The 17,644-nt window shown below is 63.6% G+C and carries 20 protein-coding genes and 1 tRNA gene; 11 read left to right on the top strand and 10 right to left on the bottom strand.

Annotated features, from left to right (window positions below; all coding sequences use genetic code 11):
• Window positions 1–225 precede the first annotated feature (225 nt).
• Window positions 226–651: a hypothetical protein gene (locus AAHK20_RS22155; RefSeq protein WP_449183652.1), complete on the top strand. Its 426-nt coding sequence runs from the start codon at window positions 226–228 to the stop codon at window positions 649–651.
• 7 nt (window positions 652–658) lie between these two features.
• Here the strand turns inward: AAHK20_RS22155 and AAHK20_RS22150 are convergent, their stop codons facing one another.
• Window positions 659–1,795 carry an enoyl-CoA hydratase/isomerase family protein gene (locus AAHK20_RS22150; protein ID WP_449183651.1) on the bottom strand — a complete coding sequence of 379 codons (1,137 nt, stop codon included), beginning with the start codon at window positions 1,793–1,795 and terminating at the stop codon, window positions 659–661.
• A gap of 58 nt (window positions 1,796–1,853) precedes the next feature.
• Window positions 1,854–2,540 carry a TetR/AcrR family transcriptional regulator gene (locus AAHK20_RS22145; protein ID WP_449183650.1) on the bottom strand — a complete coding sequence of 229 codons (687 nt, stop codon included), beginning with the start codon at window positions 2,538–2,540 and terminating at the stop codon, window positions 1,854–1,856.
• 139 nt (window positions 2,541–2,679) lie between these two features.
• Here AAHK20_RS22145 and AAHK20_RS22140 point away from each other — a divergent pair, with 139 nt between their 5' ends.
• Together AAHK20_RS22140 and AAHK20_RS22135 are read left to right on the top strand one after the other, a co-directional pair.
• Window positions 2,680–3,666 carry an NAD-dependent epimerase/dehydratase family protein gene (locus AAHK20_RS22140; RefSeq protein ID WP_449183649.1) on the top strand — a complete coding sequence of 329 codons (987 nt, stop codon included), beginning with the start codon at window positions 2,680–2,682 and terminating at the stop codon, window positions 3,664–3,666.
• Window positions 3,667–3,797: 131 nt separating this feature from the next.
• Complete coding sequence (locus AAHK20_RS22135) at window positions 3,798–3,998, top strand: hypothetical protein (RefSeq protein WP_449183648.1); 201 nt, start codon at window positions 3,798–3,800, stop codon at window positions 3,996–3,998.
• A 48-nt stretch (window positions 3,999–4,046) separates the two neighbouring features.
• On the opposite strand, the gene AAHK20_RS22130 is transcribed toward AAHK20_RS22135, so the two are convergent.
• Window positions 4,047–4,379 (bottom strand): DMT family transporter, encoded by a 333-nt coding sequence (locus tag AAHK20_RS22130; protein ID WP_449183647.1) that lies wholly within the window; start codon window positions 4,377–4,379, stop codon window positions 4,047–4,049.
• Between the two features lie 4 nt (window positions 4,380–4,383).
• Window positions 4,384–4,881, bottom strand: coding sequence for a heme-degrading domain-containing protein (locus tag AAHK20_RS22125; RefSeq protein ID WP_449183646.1), 498 nt, complete (start codon window positions 4,879–4,881; stop codon window positions 4,384–4,386).
• Between the two features lie 310 nt (window positions 4,882–5,191).
• Here AAHK20_RS22125 and AAHK20_RS22120 point away from each other — a divergent pair.
• The 7 genes from AAHK20_RS22120 to AAHK20_RS22090 all read left to right on the top strand — a co-directional run bounded on the left by AAHK20_RS22120 (window position 5,192) and on the right by AAHK20_RS22090 (window position 11,111).
• Window positions 5,192–5,268: transfer RNA gene (locus AAHK20_RS22120), tRNA-Met, on the top strand.
• A 206-nt stretch (window positions 5,269–5,474) separates the two neighbouring features.
• Entirely contained in the window at window positions 5,475–6,020 is a 546-nt protein-coding gene (locus tag AAHK20_RS22115; protein ID WP_449183645.1) for an NUDIX hydrolase, read from the top strand.
• Between the two features lie 25 nt (window positions 6,021–6,045).
• A complete protein-coding gene (gene aat / locus AAHK20_RS22110) occupies window positions 6,046–6,795 on the top strand; it encodes a leucyl/phenylalanyl-tRNA--protein transferase (protein WP_449183644.1) in 750 nt (249 codons plus the stop codon).
• Window positions 6,796–7,383: 588 nt separating this feature from the next.
• On the top strand, window positions 7,384–8,214 hold the full coding sequence (locus tag AAHK20_RS22105) for an arginyltransferase (RefSeq protein ID WP_449183643.1): 831 nt from the start codon (window positions 7,384–7,386) through the stop codon (window positions 8,212–8,214).
• Window positions 8,215–8,374: 160 nt separating this feature from the next.
• Complete coding sequence (locus tag AAHK20_RS22100; protein WP_449183642.1) at window positions 8,375–9,412, top strand: quinone-dependent dihydroorotate dehydrogenase; 1,038 nt, start codon at window positions 8,375–8,377, stop codon at window positions 9,410–9,412.
• 94 nt (window positions 9,413–9,506) lie between these two features.
• Window positions 9,507–10,304 (top strand): transporter substrate-binding domain-containing protein, encoded by a 798-nt coding sequence (locus AAHK20_RS22095; protein ID WP_449183641.1) that lies wholly within the window; start codon window positions 9,507–9,509, stop codon window positions 10,302–10,304.
• Between the two features lie 147 nt (window positions 10,305–10,451).
• Window positions 10,452–11,111 (top strand): amino acid ABC transporter permease, encoded by a 660-nt coding sequence (locus AAHK20_RS22090; RefSeq protein WP_449183640.1) that lies wholly within the window; start codon window positions 10,452–10,454, stop codon window positions 11,109–11,111.
• 19 nt (window positions 11,112–11,130) lie between these two features.
• On the opposite strand, the gene lepB is transcribed toward AAHK20_RS22090, so the two are convergent.
• From lepB to AAHK20_RS22070, 4 genes are all read right to left on the bottom strand, one after another.
• The gene (gene lepB / locus AAHK20_RS22085) at window positions 11,131–11,829 is read right to left on the bottom strand and encodes a signal peptidase I (RefSeq protein WP_449183826.1); all 699 of its coding nucleotides are present in this window, start codon (window positions 11,827–11,829) and stop codon (window positions 11,131–11,133) included.
• Between the two features lie 146 nt (window positions 11,830–11,975).
• Entirely contained in the window at window positions 11,976–12,965 is a 990-nt protein-coding gene (locus AAHK20_RS22080; RefSeq protein WP_449183639.1) for a Gfo/Idh/MocA family protein, read from the bottom strand.
• Window positions 12,966–13,283: 318 nt separating this feature from the next.
• Window positions 13,284–14,000 (bottom strand): FadR/GntR family transcriptional regulator, encoded by a 717-nt coding sequence (locus AAHK20_RS22075; protein WP_449183825.1) that lies wholly within the window; start codon window positions 13,998–14,000, stop codon window positions 13,284–13,286.
• A gap of 370 nt (window positions 14,001–14,370) precedes the next feature.
• Window positions 14,371–14,904 carry a GNAT family N-acetyltransferase gene (locus AAHK20_RS22070; RefSeq protein ID WP_449183638.1) on the bottom strand — a complete coding sequence of 178 codons (534 nt, stop codon included), beginning with the start codon at window positions 14,902–14,904 and terminating at the stop codon, window positions 14,371–14,373.
• Between the two features lie 1,001 nt (window positions 14,905–15,905).
• On the opposite strand from AAHK20_RS22070, the gene AAHK20_RS22065 reads away from it, so the two are divergent.
• Entirely contained in the window at window positions 15,906–16,640 is a 735-nt protein-coding gene (locus AAHK20_RS22065; RefSeq protein ID WP_449183637.1) for a Crp/Fnr family transcriptional regulator, read from the top strand.
• Between the two features lie 48 nt (window positions 16,641–16,688).
• On the opposite strand, the gene AAHK20_RS22060 is transcribed toward AAHK20_RS22065, so the two are convergent.
• Complete coding sequence (locus tag AAHK20_RS22060) at window positions 16,689–16,925, bottom strand: hypothetical protein (protein WP_449183636.1); 237 nt, start codon at window positions 16,923–16,925, stop codon at window positions 16,689–16,691.
• 18 nt (window positions 16,926–16,943) lie between these two features.
• Window positions 16,944–17,639, bottom strand: coding sequence for a ribose-5-phosphate isomerase RpiA (gene rpiA, locus AAHK20_RS22055; RefSeq protein WP_449183635.1), 696 nt, complete (start codon window positions 17,637–17,639; stop codon window positions 16,944–16,946).
• Window positions 17,640–17,644 lie beyond the last annotated feature (5 nt).

Below are 17,644 nucleotides of genomic sequence, written 5' to 3'. Positions count from 1 at the left end.
TATGGAGGCCCTTTGGCGTTTTGAACGAATTATTTGAGCTTAGGTTTTCCGCTTCTGTGATTAGCGCGACGCTTTAGCGATCGGTTTTGCATAAGCGTTCGCTCGCGCTTGTGCCTGCGCAGGAAGCCATGCGAAAGCGGCCGCCCTCTATAATGACGCTCGTTCTGAATAACGGCGCGGCTTGCAGGAACAGCATCGGACGCGCCCCTCGCGGTGCACCACTCCATGCAAAAAATCATTCTGCCGTTCGTGTCCGGCTTTCTCGCCGCCCTGTTCTTCCACGAGGCCACGCTCGCGCTCTTGCACGCGGCCGGCTTCATCGACGCAAACGGTTTTTCGACCACGCCGTTCCAGCCGCTCGGCATCCCCGAATTCATCGCGAATGCGATCTGGAGCGCTGTCTGGGCGGTGCTGATGGCGTGGCTCTTGCGCGTGTCGCCTGAACGCGTCGCGCCGTGGATTCAAGCGTTCGTGTTCGGCGGGATCGTGCTGACGGCGGCGAGCACCTTCGTCGTCGATCCCGTGCGCGGCATCTGGCCGAGCGGCAACATGCTGCCGCGCCTCGCGGTCGGGTTCGCGGCCAATGCGATGTGGGGCTGGGGCGCGCTGGTGTTCATGCGCGCGTTCATGGCGGGACAGGAAGAGGATTGAGCCTCTTTCAGCCCACCAAATAGCGCAGCGGATGTTCCGCTGCAGGCCACGGGCTCTCGAACATCCGCTCCACGTCTTCACGCGTCACGTCTTCGATACGCGCGATGCGCCATACGGGCCGATTGTCCTTGTCGACGATGCGCGCCCGCACGCCTTCGATCACGTCGCCGCGAGCGAACGTCGAGCGCGTCAGATCGAGATCGCTGCGCAGGCGGTCCGCCATCGAGCTTTCCGCCCGCACCACGACTTCGAGCGACACCGCCATCGATAGCGGCGAGCGCTCGCGCATCGCGCCTTCGGTCTCCTCGGCCCATTCGCTTGCGGCGCAATCGCTTTCGCTCGCGAGCGAGGCCAGAATCCGCGCGACGTCCGGCTGCGCGAAGTGCCGGTCGATCCAGGCGCGGGTCGTCGCGAGCCTCGACGTATCGGGCGTCGGCACGACCTTGCAAAGCGACGCCGCGCGCCGCACGCAGTCGACGACTTCCGCACCGCTTCCGAACGGCTCCTGCGCCAGCGTATCGAGGAGCGCAGGCACCACCGAATCGTCGATGTAGACGTCCGCCAAGCCCGAATAGAGCGCGTCGGCGGCTTCGATGGTCGTGCCGGTCACCGCCAGGTAGCGGCCGATCGCGCCCGGCGTGCGCGCGAGAAACCAGCCCGCGCCGACATCGGGAAAGAGCCCGATGCGCGTTTCCGGCATCGCCATCCTGGTGGAGCCCATCACGACACGCAGGCCGCCCGTGCGATGCGCGGGCAGCGAGATCCCCATGCCCCCGCCCATCACGATGCCGTTCATCAGCGCGATGTAGGGCTTCGGGTAGGCGAAGACGGCATGGTCGAGCGCGTACTCCTCGATGAAGAAGTTATCGACGGCCGCTTGGTCGCCGCGCGTATAGGCTTCGTGGAAAAAGCGCACGTCGCCGCCCGCGCAGAACGCACGCGGATGCGGGCTGTGCACGACCACCGCGAGCACGCCGGCGTCGTTGCGCCACGCGTCGAGCGCCGCGTGCATCGCGCGGATCATCGATGTCGACAGCGCATTCAACGCTTTAGGACGATTCAGCTCGATATGACCGATGCGATTCGCGACGTAGGCGCGAACCTCTTCGTTCTCTGTGGCGGAAAGCGGTTCAGGCGTGGACATGAGCGATAGGGCCGAATGCGGCTGCCGGGCAGTGAAGGACGGGCACAACGGTAACACGTTAGGCGCGCCGCGAACGCTTCGCCTCCGGCGCGCCGAACCACGCGTCGATCGCCGCATCGACCAGCTTTTCCACCGGCGACTGCGGATAGACCGGACACGTCAGCGTCAGCGCGACGATGCCGTGCAGCGTCGCCCACAGCGCCTCGACCCACGCCTGGCTGTCGGCCGACGCGCTCACGCGTCCTGCCGCTTTCAGCTCCTCGATCGAGTCGATCAGCAGACGAAACGCGGCGGCGCCCGCGTCGGGGTTCGCGCCCTCGGCGGCCACAGCCGCTAACTGCCCCTCTTCGCTCGACGCGCCCCCATCCGACGAGCCGCCCAGCGCCGCATCGGTGTAGCTGGGATCTTCCATGAAGATCAGCCGGTAAGTCTCGCGATTCGCGAGCCCGAACGCGACGTACGCGTGCGCGATCGCCCGCAGACGCGCTTGCGGCTCGGCGATCTGCGCGTGCGGCGCCATGCTCGCGAGCAGTTGGTCGTAGCCCTCGGCGCACAGCGCGCGGGCGATGTCGTCGCGGCTTTCGAAGTGCAGATAGAGCGTGGCGGGCGAATATTCGATCGCGTCGGCGATCTTGCGCATGGACAGCGCGGCGAAGCCCTCGCGCATCACGATCTCTCGCGACGCTTCAAGGATGCGTTCCCGCAGTGCCTGCTTCTGGCGGTTTTTTCGTTCGGCGATTCCCATGTCGTGCATTTTCCGGTTGACAAACTGAAAAGTCAAATTAAACTGAACACCGTTCACTGAACACTGTTTAGTTTCCGTTCGATAGTCATTTAACTGGGCGTCGCGGCCTCAAGCGATGCATGGGACACAAGGAGCCGTCATGGAAAACGTCGCGCTTGCAGGGAAAGTCGGGTTGTTCGGAGCGGCCGGCGCCGCGGGCCGCAGCATTGCAGCCGCACTCGCAGCGGCGGGCCGCCATTACCGCGTCATCGGCCGTCACCGCGAGCCGCTCGAAGCACAATTCGGCGGCGATCCGCACGCGGAAATCGCAACCTGGGATATGGACGACCCGGCGTCCGTCGCCGCCGCTGCGCGCGGTTTGAAAACGGCTATCTATCTGGTCGGCGTGCCCTACGACCAGTTCGCGCTGCATCCGCAGCTGATACAAAAAGCGCTCGACGGCATGCGCACCGCCGGCGTCGAGCGCCTGATCCTGATCGGCACCGTCTACCCGTATGGGCGCACGCAAACGAATCCCGTCACCGAAACGCATCCGCGCGAGCCGCACACGTTCAAGGGCCGCATGCGTCTTGCGCAGGAAAACCTCGTCCTCGACGCACACGGCAAGGACGGCCTGCAAACCCTGGTGCTGCGGCTGCCCGATTTCTACGGCCCCGGCGTCGAACGCAGCTTCCTGCACGGCGCGTTCGAAGGCGCCGCACACGGCACGCGCGCGCAGATGATCGGCCCGATCGACGTGCCGCACGAATTCGTGTTCATGCCGGATGTCGGCCCGGTCATCGAAAAGCTCACGCGCACGCCGGAGGCCTACGGGCGCGTGCTGCATCTCGCCGGCGCCGGCACGATCACGCAGCGCGAGATAGCCGAGACGGCATATCGCCTCGCTGGACGCACGCCAAAGCTGATGGTGGCGAGCAAGCCGATGTTGCGCCTCTTCGGCCTCTTCAATCCGATGCTGCGGGAGCTGGTGGAAATGCACTATCTGCAGACCGACCCCGTCGTCCTCGACGACAGCGCCCTGCACGCGCTGATCGGTCCGATCAAGAAGACGCCCTACGAGGAAGGCATCCGGTTGTCGCTGGAAGCCGCGCGCAATGCAGCGGCGGCGCAGCCGGTTACGGCCTGAGAAACGAAGCGATGGCGAAGCATCGGCCGCGCACGAGCGCGCGGCGATGCGCAATGTCTATCGCCGGCGTTCAAACTCCGGCCATAGCGCGCACGTAAAATGCGACTCCGTTGAAAACGATGGAGCGCGCAATGAGCCAGTACTTTTTGGAAGGCCGCGAGGTGCCGGAAACCGATGCGGCATCGGCATGGTTTACGCACGCGGCGAGCAGCGGAATCGAAATTTCGCGCGCGATCGACATCTGGGAAGATGCCGCCACGATCGAAGGCAACCAGAGCCGGCTCGCCGTAGGCGAAGCCGGCATCCGCATCGAGTTCAGCACGAAGAAGTAAGCCTGCTCGTCGTGGGGCGCAGGCGTCATGGCCCGTCGGTACGCAGCGTCAATGCGCCTGCATCTTCGAAAACAGATTGAGCACGACGACGCCCGCGACGATGAGGCCCAGCCCCGCGACCGCGGCGAGATCCGGCACCTGCCGATACAGCACGATCGCGACCAGCGTGATGAGCACGATCCCGACCCCGGACCAGATCGCATAAACGATGCCCACCGGCATCGACTTCAACGTCATCGACAGGCAATAAAAGGCCACGCCATAGCCCGCCACGACCACGAGCGACGGCAAGAGGCGGGAGAATCCCTCGGATGCGCGCAGCGCCGAAGTCCCGATCACTTCGGCGACGATCGCGATGGCAAGCCACACATATCCCGGCATCGCGTCACGCCTTTGCAAGCGCGAGCTTGCTGTAGTCCTGCCCCAGTTCCGCACATAGCGCCTCGACGACGAGCTCATGATCGGAACGCTGCGGCAAGCCCGACACCGTTACCGAACCGATCACGCCGACGCCTGCCACGGCGAGCGGAAACGCACCGCCATACGCCGCATACTCGGTGAGCGGCAGACCGTTTTTGTCGGCGAGCGTGGTGCCCGCCTGCTGCATCTTCAAGCCGATCGCGTACGAACTGCGCCTGAAGTGCGCGACGACATTGCTCTTGCGGCGGACCCAATCGACGTTGTCGGGCGTGGTGCCGTCGAGCGCGCAGAAGAAAAGCGGTTGACCGAACGTGCGCACGTCGATCGCGATCGCAAGACCGCGCGCGACCGCGACTTCGTGCAAATAGGCGCCGAGTTGCCAAGCACGGGCGGCGTCGAAGCGAGGGAAGACAAGCGCATGCTCTTGTGCAGCAATCGCCTGCATGTCGTGAGCGATATCCATGAGATCAGCCGAAGTCGAAATGAAATGCGAGAGGACTCGCATCGCCGCGTGCCGCGTCGTGCGTCACGCAATGAAAAGAAGCGATGCGGATTGAATTCGCCCCGATTCTAGCGCACGGCATTCGAGCGCAAACGCGTGCAAGACGTCATCGTTCGGCCAATCGGCGACACACCTGCACGCTCTGTCCGCCCCGCTTTATCGCTGCTTCGATCCATCGTGCGCCGCTGACGTGACATCGATCTCAATGTCGATTCTTCGAAAAGTGTTGCACGAGGTTTTCGTTTCCCCTATAATTCAATTCTTCGACGGACGCGGGGTGGAGCAGTCTGGCAGCTCGTCGGGCTCATAACCCGAAGGTCGTAGGTTCAAATCCTACCCCCGCAACCAAGCAGCAAAGTCCGCAAGATTTTCAGCAAAAAGCCCGATCATCGCGATCGGGCTTTTTGCTTTTGCACATCATCTTTAGCGGCGCACTTTTCCGAAAAACGTGCTGTCCGTGCCTCGCAAGATTGCGATCGCGGGCATCAAGCGTGAGACACGAGAAACGCACCTGCCGGTGATAAACTCCCATCACACTTTTCCGTCCGCCTCCCATGAAATTCTGTTCAGCCTGCGGCCACACGGTGACCTTGCGCATACCGGCCGGCGACAACCGCGAGCGCTTCGTCTGCGAAGACTGCGGCACCGTGCACTACCAGAATCCCCGCAATGTCGTCGGCACCGTTCCCGTTTGGGACGACAAGGTGCTGCTGTGCCGCCGCGCGATCGAACCGCGCTACGGCTACTGGACACTCCCCGCGGGCTTCATGGAAATGGGCGAAACGACTTCCGAAGCGGCAGCGCGCGAAACGCTCGAGGAAGCCGGCGCACGCGTCGAAGTGCAGCATCTGTTCTCGCTCTTGAACGTGCCGCACGTGCATCAAGTGCATCTCTTCTATCTCGCGCGCATGCTCGATCTCGACATCGAACCCGGCGAAGAGAGCCTCGAAATCAAGCTCTTCGACGAGCGCGACATCCCGTGGGACGACATCGCGTTCCCGACTGTCGGCCAAACCCTGCGTTTCTTCTTCGCCGACCGCGCGGCCGGCAGCTTCGGTTTGCATACCGGCGACATCTTCCGCTCGCTGCGCGACGGCTGAGCCCCCTGCGCATTCACGACGACGCATGGTCCCCTGGCTCGGCCCCGACGATCCGTTTCCCCCAGTCGAGCGCGCGCTCGGCGCAACGAGCGGCGCGCCGGGACTGCTTGCGGCCAGCGCTGATCTCCTGCCCTCGCGCCTCATCGACGCGTACCGGCGCGGCATCTTCCCGTGGTACTCCGACGGCCAGCCGGTGCTCTGGTGGAGCCCCGATCCGCGCATGATCCTCGCACCCAGCGAATTCAAGGTGTCGCCGTCGCTCAGGAAGACGCTCAAGCGCGTGCTGCGCGAGGACCGCTGGGAAGTGCGCATCGACTTTGAATTCGCGGCCGTGATGCGCTCATGCGCCCAATCGCCGAGGCGCGGACAGCGCGGCACGTGGATCACGGCGGAAATCATCGATGCGTACTCGTCGCTGCACCGAGTCGGCGACGCGCACAGCATCGAAACGTGGCTCGACGGCAAACGCGTCGGCGGCCTTTATGGCGTGTCGTTCGGCAAGATGTTCTTCGGCGAATCGATGTTCGCCGAAGTCACCGACGCCTCGAAGATCGCACTCGCCGCACTCGTCGGACACTTGCGCCGGCATGAAGTCGAGCTGATCGATTGCCAGCAGAACACCGCGCACCTCGCATCGCTCGGCGGCCGCGAGATCGCGCGCAAGGCATTCATTACGCACGTGAAGAGCGCGGTCGCCGCTTCGCCGATCCCGTGGCGTTTCGACAAGACGGTTCTGGCGGACCTGGTCGCGCCATCGTTCGCCTCAACGTCCTGATCCTCCTGACTCAGCGCACGCCGAACGACGCTCGACGCGGCCATCAGGCGGCAAGGCGGTCAGGTGAGCGCATCCGAATCATTCATTTTTCTTAAAATTAGCTTTCATTTTTATTTTGTATGCAGTCCAATTAGCGCTCGACCTCGACACAACGGAGACCCGCTTGACCGACTTCGCCAAATCCTCGCTCACACTTGGCGCCTGCATCGGCGCCTACACCGCGATCATCAGCGCCATCGAGCTTTTCTTCGGCTGACCCCGTCCACCGTCGGCGGCCCCGTCCCTCGTTTCAGGCGGCCACGACACCCCGAGCATCACCAACCTCCCCTAGTTCGCGGGCCCGTTCACCGGAGCCCGCTTTTTTTCGCCGACTCGGCCGAGAGCACCGTCATGCCGTATCAGCGCGATATGCGCGCCATGGCACACGAGACGAAACAAACTCGCGCCATCGCAATATACTTGTCACTAACGCATAGGCAATGCATGAATCGTGCACTGCCGGCCCAGACGACCGAGCCCGTCCGATAGCCTTGCCGTGGCTGTCCAAGAGGCTTGCAATACCAAAAGACGACGCATTGAGAGCCGCCGATGACTCACCCGAATGAGCTGCCGCTTTCACCGCTTTCCGCGTTGCAGTTCTATGCAACCGCCCCCTACCCGTGCAGCTACCTGGATGGGCGCATCGCACGATCGCAGGTCGCCACGCCCAGCCATCTGATCAATTCCGACGTCTACACCGAACTCGTCAAGAGCGGCTTCCGGCGCTCGGGCGTCTTCACGTACCGCCCCTATTGCGACGGCTGCCGCGCATGCGTGCCGGTGCGCGTGCCGGTCGATGCGTTCAAGCCGAACCGCACGCAGCGCCGCGTGTGGAAGAAACATGGCGGGCTGATCGCGACGGTTGCGCCGCTGCACTACGACGAGGAGCACTACGCGCTCTATATGCGCTACCAGGCCGCGCGCCACGCGGGCGGCGGCATGGACCGCGACAGCCGCGATCAATACGAGCAGTTCCTGCTGCAAAGCCGGATCAACTCGCGTCTGGTGGAATTCCGCGAAGCGCCCGTGGAAGCGCACGACCTCATGCACCGCACGGCCGCCGAACAAGGCACGCTGCGCATGGTGAGCATGATCGACATCCTCGGCGACGGCCTCTCGTCGGTCTACACGTTCTTCGAACCGGACGAGCCGCACGCGAGCTACGGCACCTACAACATCCTCTGGCAGATCGAGCAGGCAAAAAGCCTGCGGCTGCCGCACGTCTATCTCGGCTATTGGATCCGCGAAAGCACGAAGATGGCGTACAAGGCGAACTTCCGTCCGCTCGAAGGTCTCTTCGATGGCCGCTGGAGCGTGCTGGACCCGGAAGGCGTCGATCTGCCGCCGGTCGACGCGGCGTTGCCCACGGGCGAGCGCTGAGACGATGCTTGCGCCGGTCAGACCGTAAAGCACTCACCAAAGGACTCGCTTCGAATTGCGCGCCGATGTCCGTATCGGTCGCATGCAACGGCGGGAATGCACTTCAAACCCGCTAAAATGGCGGGTTATCAAAATTCAGCCGCGCAGCCGGCCCCTTCCCGTGTTCACCTCCCTCTATCCGCTTGTCCGCGCCTCACTCTTTCGCATCGATCCGGAAAACGCCCACCATCTGACGCTCGCCGCACTCGGCGCCGCGGGCCGCACCGGGCTTGCTCGCGTCTTCGGCGCACGCGTGCCCGACGCGCCGCGCACGGTGATGGGCCTCACGTTCCGCAATCCTGTTGGACTCGCGGCCGGGCTCGACAAGGATGGCGCCTGCATCGACGGCTTTGCCCAGCTCGGCTTCGGCTTCATCGAAGTCGGCACGGTCACGCCGCGCGCGCAGCCGGGCAACCCGCGTCCACGCATGTTCCGCTTGCCGCCGGCCGGCGCGATCATCAACCGGATGGGGTTCAACAACCAGGGGGTCGACCAATTCGTGCAGAACGTGCAGGCGGCGCGCTATCGCGGCGTGCTGGGCCTGAACATCGGCAAGAACGCCGACACGCCGATCGAGCGCGCCGCCGAAGACTATCTGTACTGCCTCGAACGCGTGTATCCGTTCGCGAGTTACGTGACGATCAACATCTCGTCGCCGAACACGAAGAACCTGCGGCAGTTGCAGGGAGCGGGCGAGCTCGACGCGCTCCTGGCCGCGCTCAAGGATAAGCAGCAGCGTCTCGCCGACATGCACGGCAAACTCGTGCCGCTCGCGTTGAAGATCGCCCCCGATCTCGACGATGAGCAGATCAAGGCCATCTCCGACACGCTGTTGCGCCATCAGATCGAAGGCGTGATCGCGACCAACACGACGCTCTCGCGTACCGCCGTCGCTGGGCTGCAGCACGCGGACGAGGCCGGCGGCCTGTCGGGCAAGCCGGTGTTCGACGCGTCGAACGAAGTGATCCGCAAACTGAAAGCCGAAGTCGGCGATACCGTGCCGATCATTGGGGTTGGCGGCATCTTCTCCGGCGACGACGCGCGTGCGAAACTCGCGGCGGGCGCGTCGCTGGTGCAGCTCTACACAGGCTTCATCTACCGCGGTCCGGCGCTGATCGCCGAATGCGCGGAAGCCGCCGCCCGTAGCCGTTCCGCGTAATATAGAAATAAACAAACGATATTTAAAGAGCGATTGCTCTTTCGCTATCATTGCGCCCACAACAACGCCCGAAGCGGGCAAGGAAAGGAACACGATGAAACTCGGTCTGCTGAAAAAGCTCTTCGTCGCCGGCGTGATCGGCGCCGCCTTCACCGCCGTCACCGCGCACGCGGATGACCTGCTCGATCAGGTCAAGCAGCGCGGCACGCTGCGCATCGGTCTCGAAGGCACGTTCCCGCCGTTCAATTCGAAGGCGGCAAACGGTGAGCTGGTCGGCTACGACGTGGACATCGCCAAGGCCGTCGCCGCGAAGCTCGGCGTGAAGCCCGAGTTCGTCACGACCGAATGGAGCGGCATCATCGCGGGTCTCCAAGCCGGCAAGTTCGACGTGATCGTGAATCAAGTGGGCGTCACCGACGCGCGCAAGCAGACGCTCGACTTCTCCCCCGCCTACACGTACTCGGCCGCGCAGCTGATTCAGCGCAAGGACGACACGCGTCAGTTCGGTTCGCTCGAAGACCTGAAGGGCCATAAGCTCGGCGTCGGTCTCGGTACGAACTACATGGACATGGCGAAGTCGGTGGCGGGCATCGATGTCGTGACTTATCCGGGCGCGCCCGAATATCTGCGCGACCTCGCGGCCGGCCGCATCGACGCCGCGCTCAACGACCGCCTGATGCTCGCGTATCTGCTCAAGAACTCGCAGCTGCCGCTGCGCACGGGCGCGACGGTCGGCGCGGGCAACCCGTCGGCGATTCCGTTCAAGAAGGGCAATCCGAAGTTCGCGAAGGCGATCGACGACGCGATGACCCAGCTCGAAGCGGACGGCACGTTCTCGAAGATCTCCGACAAGTGGTTCGGCATCGACGTGACGAAGCCGATCACGAAGTAAGCCGAAAATCTTTAATGGCCCACTTGGGCTAGAGACAACGAAGGGCGGCATCTTCTCGATGCCGCCCTTCGCTTTTTCTTCGTCGGTTTATGATGTGCGCTCGATTCGTTTCCTTCGTCTCTTCAGCGCGTTAGAAATTCGTAAAACATGTCCACCACTTCCCTGCTCGTCCAATCGATGCCGGTGCTCGCGCAGGGTGCCGTCCTGACCGTCAAGTTCGCGGTGCTGTCGATGGTCTTCGGGCTCGTCGCAGCTGTTGTGCTGGCGCTGATGGGCATCAGCCACAGCAAGCCGCTCAATTGGATCGCGCGCCTCTACGTGAGCCTGATGCGCGGCACGCCGCTGCTCGTGCAGATCTTCGTCATTTACTACGGCTTGCCGAGCCTCGGGATCTCGCTCGATCCGACGCCGGCGGGCGTCCTCGCGCTCTCGGCGAACGTCGCCGCTTATCTGTCGGAGAGCATGCGCGGCGCGATCAACGGCATCCATCGCGGACAGTGGCTCGCGGCTTATAGCCTGGGCTTGTCGCGTCGTCAGACGCTGCGCTTCGTGATCGGCCCGCAAGCCTTGCGTATCGCGGTGCCGAGCCTGTCGAACAGTCTGATCAGCTTGATCAAGGACACGTCACTGGTGTCAGTCATCACCGTGACCGAACTGCTGCGCAGCGCGCAGGAAATCATCGCGACGACCTATCAGCCGTTGCCGCTTTATCTCGCGGCGGCGGCTGTTTATTGGGTGCTGTGCCAGGTGCTCGAGTGGGGCCAGCGCTGGTATGAGCGACGGCTTGCGTTGCCGTCGCGGCATTGAATTTCAGACGATCAGACTCTCAGCGCGCCGCCAGCGGCGCCGGCGTATCGAGGAGCCTACCGAAGCGATTCATACGCGGCAGGTAATCGCGATCCGGATCGAGCGAGTACGCGACGCGGCGCGTGCGTCCCATCACTTCGCTGCGCGGGAAGAAGCCGAAGTAGCGCGAATCGGCACTGTCGTCGCGATTGTCGCCGAGCATCAGGTACTCGCCGGGCGGCACAACCACGGGGCCGAACGTGCTGCGCGGGCTCGGAGCGATCTCCGAAAGACGAACGACGTGCGCGACGCCGTCGAAACGCTCCGTCAGATAGTCGGCGGGCGCGGCCGGCTCATCGGCCATCGGCGCCGACGCGAGCGGCTGGTAGTTGGCGCGCACGCCGTTCACGTAAAGCACGTTCTCACGCAGCGCGATGCGATCTCCCGGCACGCCGATCACGCGCTTCACGAGCAGCTCATGCGCGGCCGACGAATCGATCGTCACGATATCGCCGCGCTGCGGATCGCCGAGATGGGCCAGCGCCACGTGCGTAAACGGCACGCGCAGATCGTAGGCCATCTTGTCGACGAGGATGCGGTCGCCCTCGCGTATCGTCGGCAGCATCGAGCCGCTCGGCACGACGTTCCAATCGGCGATCGCGCTGCGAAACAACACCATCAAAAAGATAAACGCGATCAGGCTCTTGTTGTCGCGCCAGAGTTTGCCCACCATGCGCATTGCTGCGGCTCCATTGGAAGTCATTCGAAAGCTTGCCACGCTCAAGACCCAGTAACCCATCGAGCCCTGGACGCAGCATATGAGGCGGCCATCATAGCACCGGGCCTATCGCGCCAGCAGCGACGACTGGGCGTGCCGATGCGTCCTTACTCTCCAGCGTATTTGAGCCCGAGCGTCGCGCGCGCCGAGTCCATCATCGAGATCATCTGCAGCGACTTCGCGTGCGTCATCACCGGGCTCTCGAGCGCACCCGCGCGGATCAGGTCGCAAAAGTGCGCCGTCTCATAGTTGAGACCGCCGCCTTCGAACGGCGCCTCGAGTTCGACGACGCGGCCGTCGATGTAGCGAACCGTCGCGCGCACCGGGTTCCACCAGTTCTCGTGGATCGTCACGCAGCCGAGCGTCCCGGCCAACAGCGCATCGCCCTTGCCTTGCAGGTCCAGTCCGCAAAAAAGCTGGGCGATGCCGCGTTCGTGCCGGCAATTGAGGCTCGCGAACGTATCGACGCCCGTCGAGCCCAGGCGGCCGATCGTCTGCACATCGAGCGGCGCGCCGAGCCAGTCGATGGCAAGAAACGCCTCGTAGATGCCGATATCGAGCAGCGCGCCGCCCGTGTGTTCGAACGAAAACGCGGGATGGTCCGCGGGCACGTTCGCCATCGCGCAACCGGCGCGCACGAGGCCGATCTCGCCGACCGGGTCGCTCGCCAAGTGCTCGCGCAGCTTGCGGTAGAGCGGATAGAACGGCGGCTTCATCGCTTCCATGAACAGGCGCTTCGCGTCGCGCGCCGCGGCGAGCACGCGTTCGAGCTGCCGCGCGTTGATCGTCGCCGGCTTTTCGCACAGCACATGCTTGCCTGCGGCGAGCGCGGCAAGCGCATAGTCGGCATGGCTGTCGTGCAGCGTGGCGATGTAGATCGCATCGACGTCGCTCGCGAGCAGCGCATCGAGGCTCGGGCAGGCGCTGGCGTTAAATTGCTGCGCGTAGGCGTCGGTCGTCGACGCGCGGCGCGACCAGACATGCGTCATCTGCGCATTCGGCACGTGCGCGAGCCCAAGCCCGAAGCGGCGCGCGATATTGCCCGCGCCTAAAACGCCCCAGCGGACGGTTTCACTGCTAGTTGTGTCGTGATTCATCGAAGAACGGGGTGGTCGAGGTCGGTTTCAAGAGTCGCGCGGCGCAAGCGCCGGCGCGTGAGAAGCATGAGAAGCGTGGGAATGGCCGTAATGATAAGCGGCTCGCCATCGGCACGCGCGGACGGCGTGGCTTGCTGGGGCGAACTTTCGGAAGAGCGGGAAACGCCATCGGCCAATGGCAGGCAATCCATGCGCAATCAACAACGCGCAAACGTTTGCGCAAGCGGCGAGTGAAACCGAGGGAAGACGAAAAACCCGACCGCAGGACACGCTCGGGTGGCGCCCTGCGTCGGCAGGCGCCAGACAGGCACGCGCGGCTTACTTGCGGCCGGGCATCTCGATCGAGAACTCGCGGCCGATTTCGTCCGCGGTGAAGTCGATCAACGCCAGCGCCGCCGCTTCGGCCTCTTTCGGATCGCGCCGCTCGATCGCCTCGACCATGCGCGCATGCGTGCGCACGGAGATCTCCCAGACGCCCGGCTTCTGGTTGACCATCGGGTTCACCGTGGTCAGCGCGCCGCGAATGATCGCCGCCATCTGCTGGAAGAACTGGTTGCCGCTCGCATGCACGATGCGCGTGTGCAGCAATTCGTCAGCCGCTTCATAACCGGGTTCGCCGGGCGCAATCGTCTTGAACACGTCGAACGCCTCGCGGATGCCGGCCACTTCCGACACGCTCGCGCGCGCCGCCGCCTGCGCCGCCGCGCGCGGCTCGATCAGCATGCGGAACTCGATCACGTCGCGCATGAAGACCGGATCGGGCTTCGCGCGAAAGCGCCAGTTCACGACATCCTCATCGATCATGCGCCAGTCGCGCATCGAGCGGATACGGGTGCCGACTTTTGGCCGCACGTCCAGCATGTGCCGCGCGAGCAGCATCGACAGCGCCTCGCGCATCACCGTGCGGCTCACGTCGAATTCCTTCGACAGCACGTCCTGCGGCGGAAGAATCGCCCCGTATTTTTCTTCGACAATGCCCGTGACGAGCCCGTCCATCACCTTGCTGACCAATGAGCGGTCCTTGCCCTGCTCCATGACACCCCCCGATGCGCCGTCCGACGCCCGATTCATTTCGCGCCCTCGCGTGCCCTGTTGTCGATCCGATACGGTGCGGCGGCCAAATTGAATATGCCAGATGGGAAAAACCTGTCAGGGTTTTTCCGTCTGACAAAAGCGCAGCCGAACGTGGTTGCACTGCAAAAAGCCGTGGCGGCCCGTACCTCTAAACCGGTGAGTACCATAGGACATTGTAGAAAATGAGCGACGCCCAAACGTACGCGACCGCACACATCGCGGCTCATCGGCGCACCGCTCAAGCCAATGAGGACGGTGCGTCGAACGCGTACCCCTTATTACCCCCGTTACTGCTTTCTCTATATAGCGCCAGCTTTCTCGACAGCGAGATTCAGCGCATTCCGAATGGCCCTGCCGTGTAATACTCCGCGCGGCGGTCGCGCACCTCGATCGGCTCCACGAAGCCGCACGGCCCGCCGCGTACGAACGCGGCGACTGACCTGCCGCAGTCGGCGCCCGTCTCCAGCGTCCTGCGAAACCCGAATCTTTCATAGAGCGGCCGCTGCGCCGCCGGCGCGAACGCCCTCACCGTGTGCCGCGGCCAACGTGCATCGACCACGCGCATCACGTGATCGATCAGCGCGTAGGCGGCTCGGTCACCGCGAAGCGACGGGCACGTCAGAATCTTGTCGATCCACACTTCCTGATGTTCGAGCTCGCCCGGGCGAATGCGCGCATAGGCGAGAATCGGCATCGGACGGGTCATGTCTTCGTGCGCGAAAACATGCAACGCCGCCTCGTCATAGCCGTCCGCATCGAGATGCACGCGCGACGCCTCGACCACGAAAACGGCACTGCGTGCGCGCAAGATCAAATACAGTTCGCGCGCGCTCAGTTGCTCGAATGTCAGCGTTGCCCAGTTCATCGCCGGCGTCCACCAGGAAAGTAAGACGAATTTTCATGGTTGCACGGTACGTCCCGAAACCCGTGCTCACCGTGCGCAATCGCACCCAATTTACCGATTTCAGCCTACGAATCCAGGGCTATCTTACGCAATCGGGCTTTAGCTGATTAATTGCCAGTGCTTATCAATTCACGCCAGGCGCTTTTGTACGGCGGCGACGCCCACGATGTTCGGCCCAAACCGGCACGAGGCCTTACGAATGTTGGCGCGGCCACGACACTGCTCGCTATCGCTCATAGGATTGAGGCACTGATATGACCATAACAACTGTATTACGCAGACATTGGCCATGTCTCAACAATGATTCATTCGCGGCACGCTTAACTTCTTACAACGCCCGTGACATTTTCGGACTCGTCGGTGTCCTCTGTTTCAGAGTTGCGGCTGCTTCTATTCATCGTTCGAATTTGCAACCATTTCGGCGCGCGCCCTTGTCCCGTCAGGCATTGCAATTGCGCAGACCATACGGTGCAGTGCAGCAAAGTCCACCCTCGATGCAACACATCTGAATCAATTTCGGCATACCGGCCCGGGTCGCCATCCGCCGCCGACGCGGCCGAATCGTCGGGCTGGCGTCGCTGGCCGGATGCTTGGCGCGTACCGCCTAAAGCCCCGTCCTATCTGGACGCGGCGCATTCAAACACGACCACCCCGCCGCGCGCGCCAGCGCACCGCCGCATTTTGCAGATTTGAAACAAAAACGGACCGACTGGTGCCCGAGCCGCGTCGCAACAACAGCAACGTCCCATCTGAACGGGCCTTTCGGGGGCTTGGCACGATCCTCGCTGAAGGATGGCGCACAGAGCGCAACCGCACAGACGGTCGCCACCGCGAGAGAGCGCGAGGCCACAAGAAAGCGCGGCAATCCTGTCGAAATGCTTGCAAGTCTGATGATTGACAGATGCCGCGAACGGACCAGAAACACGAGGCGTGTACAGCACAGCTTCCACCGAGGACCGAATATGTTGACCCTACAATCCGACCTGCATGGCAACCATTTGCTTGGGGCGTTGCCATCGAACGAGTGGCAGGCTTTGACGCCCCATCTCGAACTGGTTCACCTTCGCACCGAGCAATTGCTGTGCGACTGCGGCCACAAGATTCACCACGTCTACTTTCCGACGACCGCCATCATCTCGATCCTGGCGATGATGGAAGACGGGGGCTCCGTCGAGCTCGCAGCCGTGGGACGCGAAGGCATGACCGGCGTCCAGGTGCTGACGGGGGGAGAAACGATGCCGAGCCGCGTGCAAGTGCAATGCGCGGGCTTCGCCTACCGGATGAGCGCGCAACGCTTGCGGCAGGAATTCGCGCGCTCGGACTTCCTGCGCCGTCTGATGCTGCTTTACATGCAGGCGCTGCTCACGCAAGTCGCGCAAACCGCGGCATGCAACCGCCATCACTCGCTGTCCAAGCAGCTTTGCCGCTGGCTCCTGATCGAGGTCGATCGCGCCGCCACCAACGAGCTGGCCGTGACGCAGCAGCTCATCGCCGACATGCTCGGCGTGCGCCGCGAAGGCATTACGGAAGCGGCTGGCAAGCTGCATGATCTTGGCTTGATTCATCACAGCCGCGGCCACATCAAGGTGCTCGACCGCAAGGGCCTCGAAACCCGCGCGTGCGAATGTTATGGCCTCGTGAAGCGCGAATTCGACCGGCTGCTGCCGGCCCTGCATCAAACGGATACGGTGAGCTGATCTTCACGAAGCGCGCGCTCACGGGCGCACGCTTCGTTGGCTTGCTGCTTATTGCTCGCTGATATCGCTGCGCACGCGCTCGCCGATCTCGTAGAGCGCGGCGAGCATCGCAAGGTGAGCGCGCTCGCTCGCGGCTTCTTCATCGCTCATGCCGTCGCACGCCTGACCGCCGATGATGATGCCGAGGCAAAGCGCGTAGTTGCTCGCAAACGCCGTGGGTGAAGGATCGCTGCGCTTCATCCCTTCATACGCGGTGTCGAGCGCGTGGCGCAGTTCGGCTTGCATAGTGTTGTGTCCTCGGGCTCAGCGCTTCGCGTAGTCGATCGTTTCGACACCCGTTTCGGTGCCGAGCAGGCAGAGGTCCGCGCCGCGGGCGGCGAAGAGGCCCACCGTCACCACGCCGGGCCACGCGTTCACGACCGCTTCGAACGCGCACGGATCGGCGATTTGCAAGCCTTTGACGTCGATGATCTCGTTGCCGTTGTCGGTGACGTAGGGCGAGCCGTCCTGCTTCACGCGCAGCACCGGCACACCGCCCGCTGCCGTCACGCGCCGGCCGATCGCCGTGCGCGCCATCGGCACCACTTCGATCGGCAGCGGGAAGTTGCCCAGCACGTCGACGCGCTTCGTCGCGTCCGCGATGCAGACGAACACATCCGACACCGACGCCACGATCTTCTCGCGCGTGAGCGCCCCGCCGCCGCCTTTGATCATCGCGCCGCCATGATCGATTTCGTCGGCGCCGTCGACGTACACCGGCAGCGATTCGATGTCGTTCAGATCGAACACCTTGATGCCGTGCTTCTCGAGACGCGCGGTCGTCGCGACCGAGCTCGACACCGCGCCGCGGTAGCGGCCCTTGACGGCGGAGAGCGCGTCGATGAAGCAGTTCGCCGTCGATCCCGTGCCGACGCCGATGATGGCGCCTTCGGGGACATGGGCGTTCACGTAGTCAGCGGCGGCCTGGCCGACCAGTTGCTTGAGTTCGTCTTGAGTCATGGCTT

The organism is Trinickia camelliae (genome assembly GCF_053525655.1).
This window is presented reverse-complemented; position numbering and strand designations above follow the sequence as displayed.

Excerpts from the sequence above, each read along its gene's own strand:
- AAHK20_RS22155 (WP_449183652.1), top strand. The coding sequence starts at position 226 with ATGCAAAAAATCATTCTGCCGTTCGTGTCCGGCTTTCTCGCCGCCCTG.
- AAHK20_RS22150 (WP_449183651.1), bottom strand. The coding sequence starts at position 1,795 with ATGTCCACGCCTGAACCGCTTTCCGCCACAGAGAACGAAGAGGTTCGC.
- AAHK20_RS22145 (WP_449183650.1), bottom strand. The coding sequence starts at position 2,540 with ATGGGAATCGCCGAACGAAAAAACCGCCAGAAGCAGGCACTGCGGGAA.
- AAHK20_RS22140 (WP_449183649.1), top strand. The coding sequence starts at position 2,680 with ATGGAAAACGTCGCGCTTGCAGGGAAAGTCGGGTTGTTCGGAGCGGCC.
- AAHK20_RS22135 (WP_449183648.1), top strand. The coding sequence starts at position 3,798 with ATGAGCCAGTACTTTTTGGAAGGCCGCGAGGTGCCGGAAACCGATGCG.
- AAHK20_RS22130 (WP_449183647.1), bottom strand. The coding sequence starts at position 4,379 with ATGCCGGGATATGTGTGGCTTGCCATCGCGATCGTCGCCGAAGTGATC.
- AAHK20_RS22125 (WP_449183646.1), bottom strand. The coding sequence starts at position 4,881 with ATGGATATCGCTCACGACATGCAGGCGATTGCTGCACAAGAGCATGCG.
- AAHK20_RS22115 (WP_449183645.1), top strand. The coding sequence starts at position 5,475 with ATGAAATTCTGTTCAGCCTGCGGCCACACGGTGACCTTGCGCATACCG.
- aat (WP_449183644.1), top strand. The coding sequence starts at position 6,046 with ATGGTCCCCTGGCTCGGCCCCGACGATCCGTTTCCCCCAGTCGAGCGC.
- AAHK20_RS22105 (WP_449183643.1), top strand. The coding sequence starts at position 7,384 with ATGACTCACCCGAATGAGCTGCCGCTTTCACCGCTTTCCGCGTTGCAG.
- AAHK20_RS22095 (WP_449183641.1), top strand. The coding sequence starts at position 9,507 with ATGAAACTCGGTCTGCTGAAAAAGCTCTTCGTCGCCGGCGTGATCGGC.
- AAHK20_RS22090 (WP_449183640.1), top strand. The coding sequence starts at position 10,452 with ATGTCCACCACTTCCCTGCTCGTCCAATCGATGCCGGTGCTCGCGCAG.
- lepB (WP_449183826.1), bottom strand. The coding sequence starts at position 11,829 with ATGCGCATGGTGGGCAAACTCTGGCGCGACAACAAGAGCCTGATCGCG.
- AAHK20_RS22080 (WP_449183639.1), bottom strand. The coding sequence starts at position 12,965 with ATGAATCACGACACAACTAGCAGTGAAACCGTCCGCTGGGGCGTTTTA.
- AAHK20_RS22075 (WP_449183825.1), bottom strand. The coding sequence starts at position 14,000 with ATGGAGCAGGGCAAGGACCGCTCATTGGTCAGCAAGGTGATGGACGGG.
- AAHK20_RS22070 (WP_449183638.1), bottom strand. The coding sequence starts at position 14,904 with ATGAACTGGGCAACGCTGACATTCGAGCAACTGAGCGCGCGCGAACTG.
- AAHK20_RS22065 (WP_449183637.1), top strand. The coding sequence starts at position 15,906 with ATGTTGACCCTACAATCCGACCTGCATGGCAACCATTTGCTTGGGGCG.
- AAHK20_RS22060 (WP_449183636.1), bottom strand. The coding sequence starts at position 16,925 with ATGCAAGCCGAACTGCGCCACGCGCTCGACACCGCGTATGAAGGGATG.
- rpiA (WP_449183635.1), bottom strand. The coding sequence starts at position 17,639 with ATGACTCAAGACGAACTCAAGCAACTGGTCGGCCAGGCCGCCGCTGAC.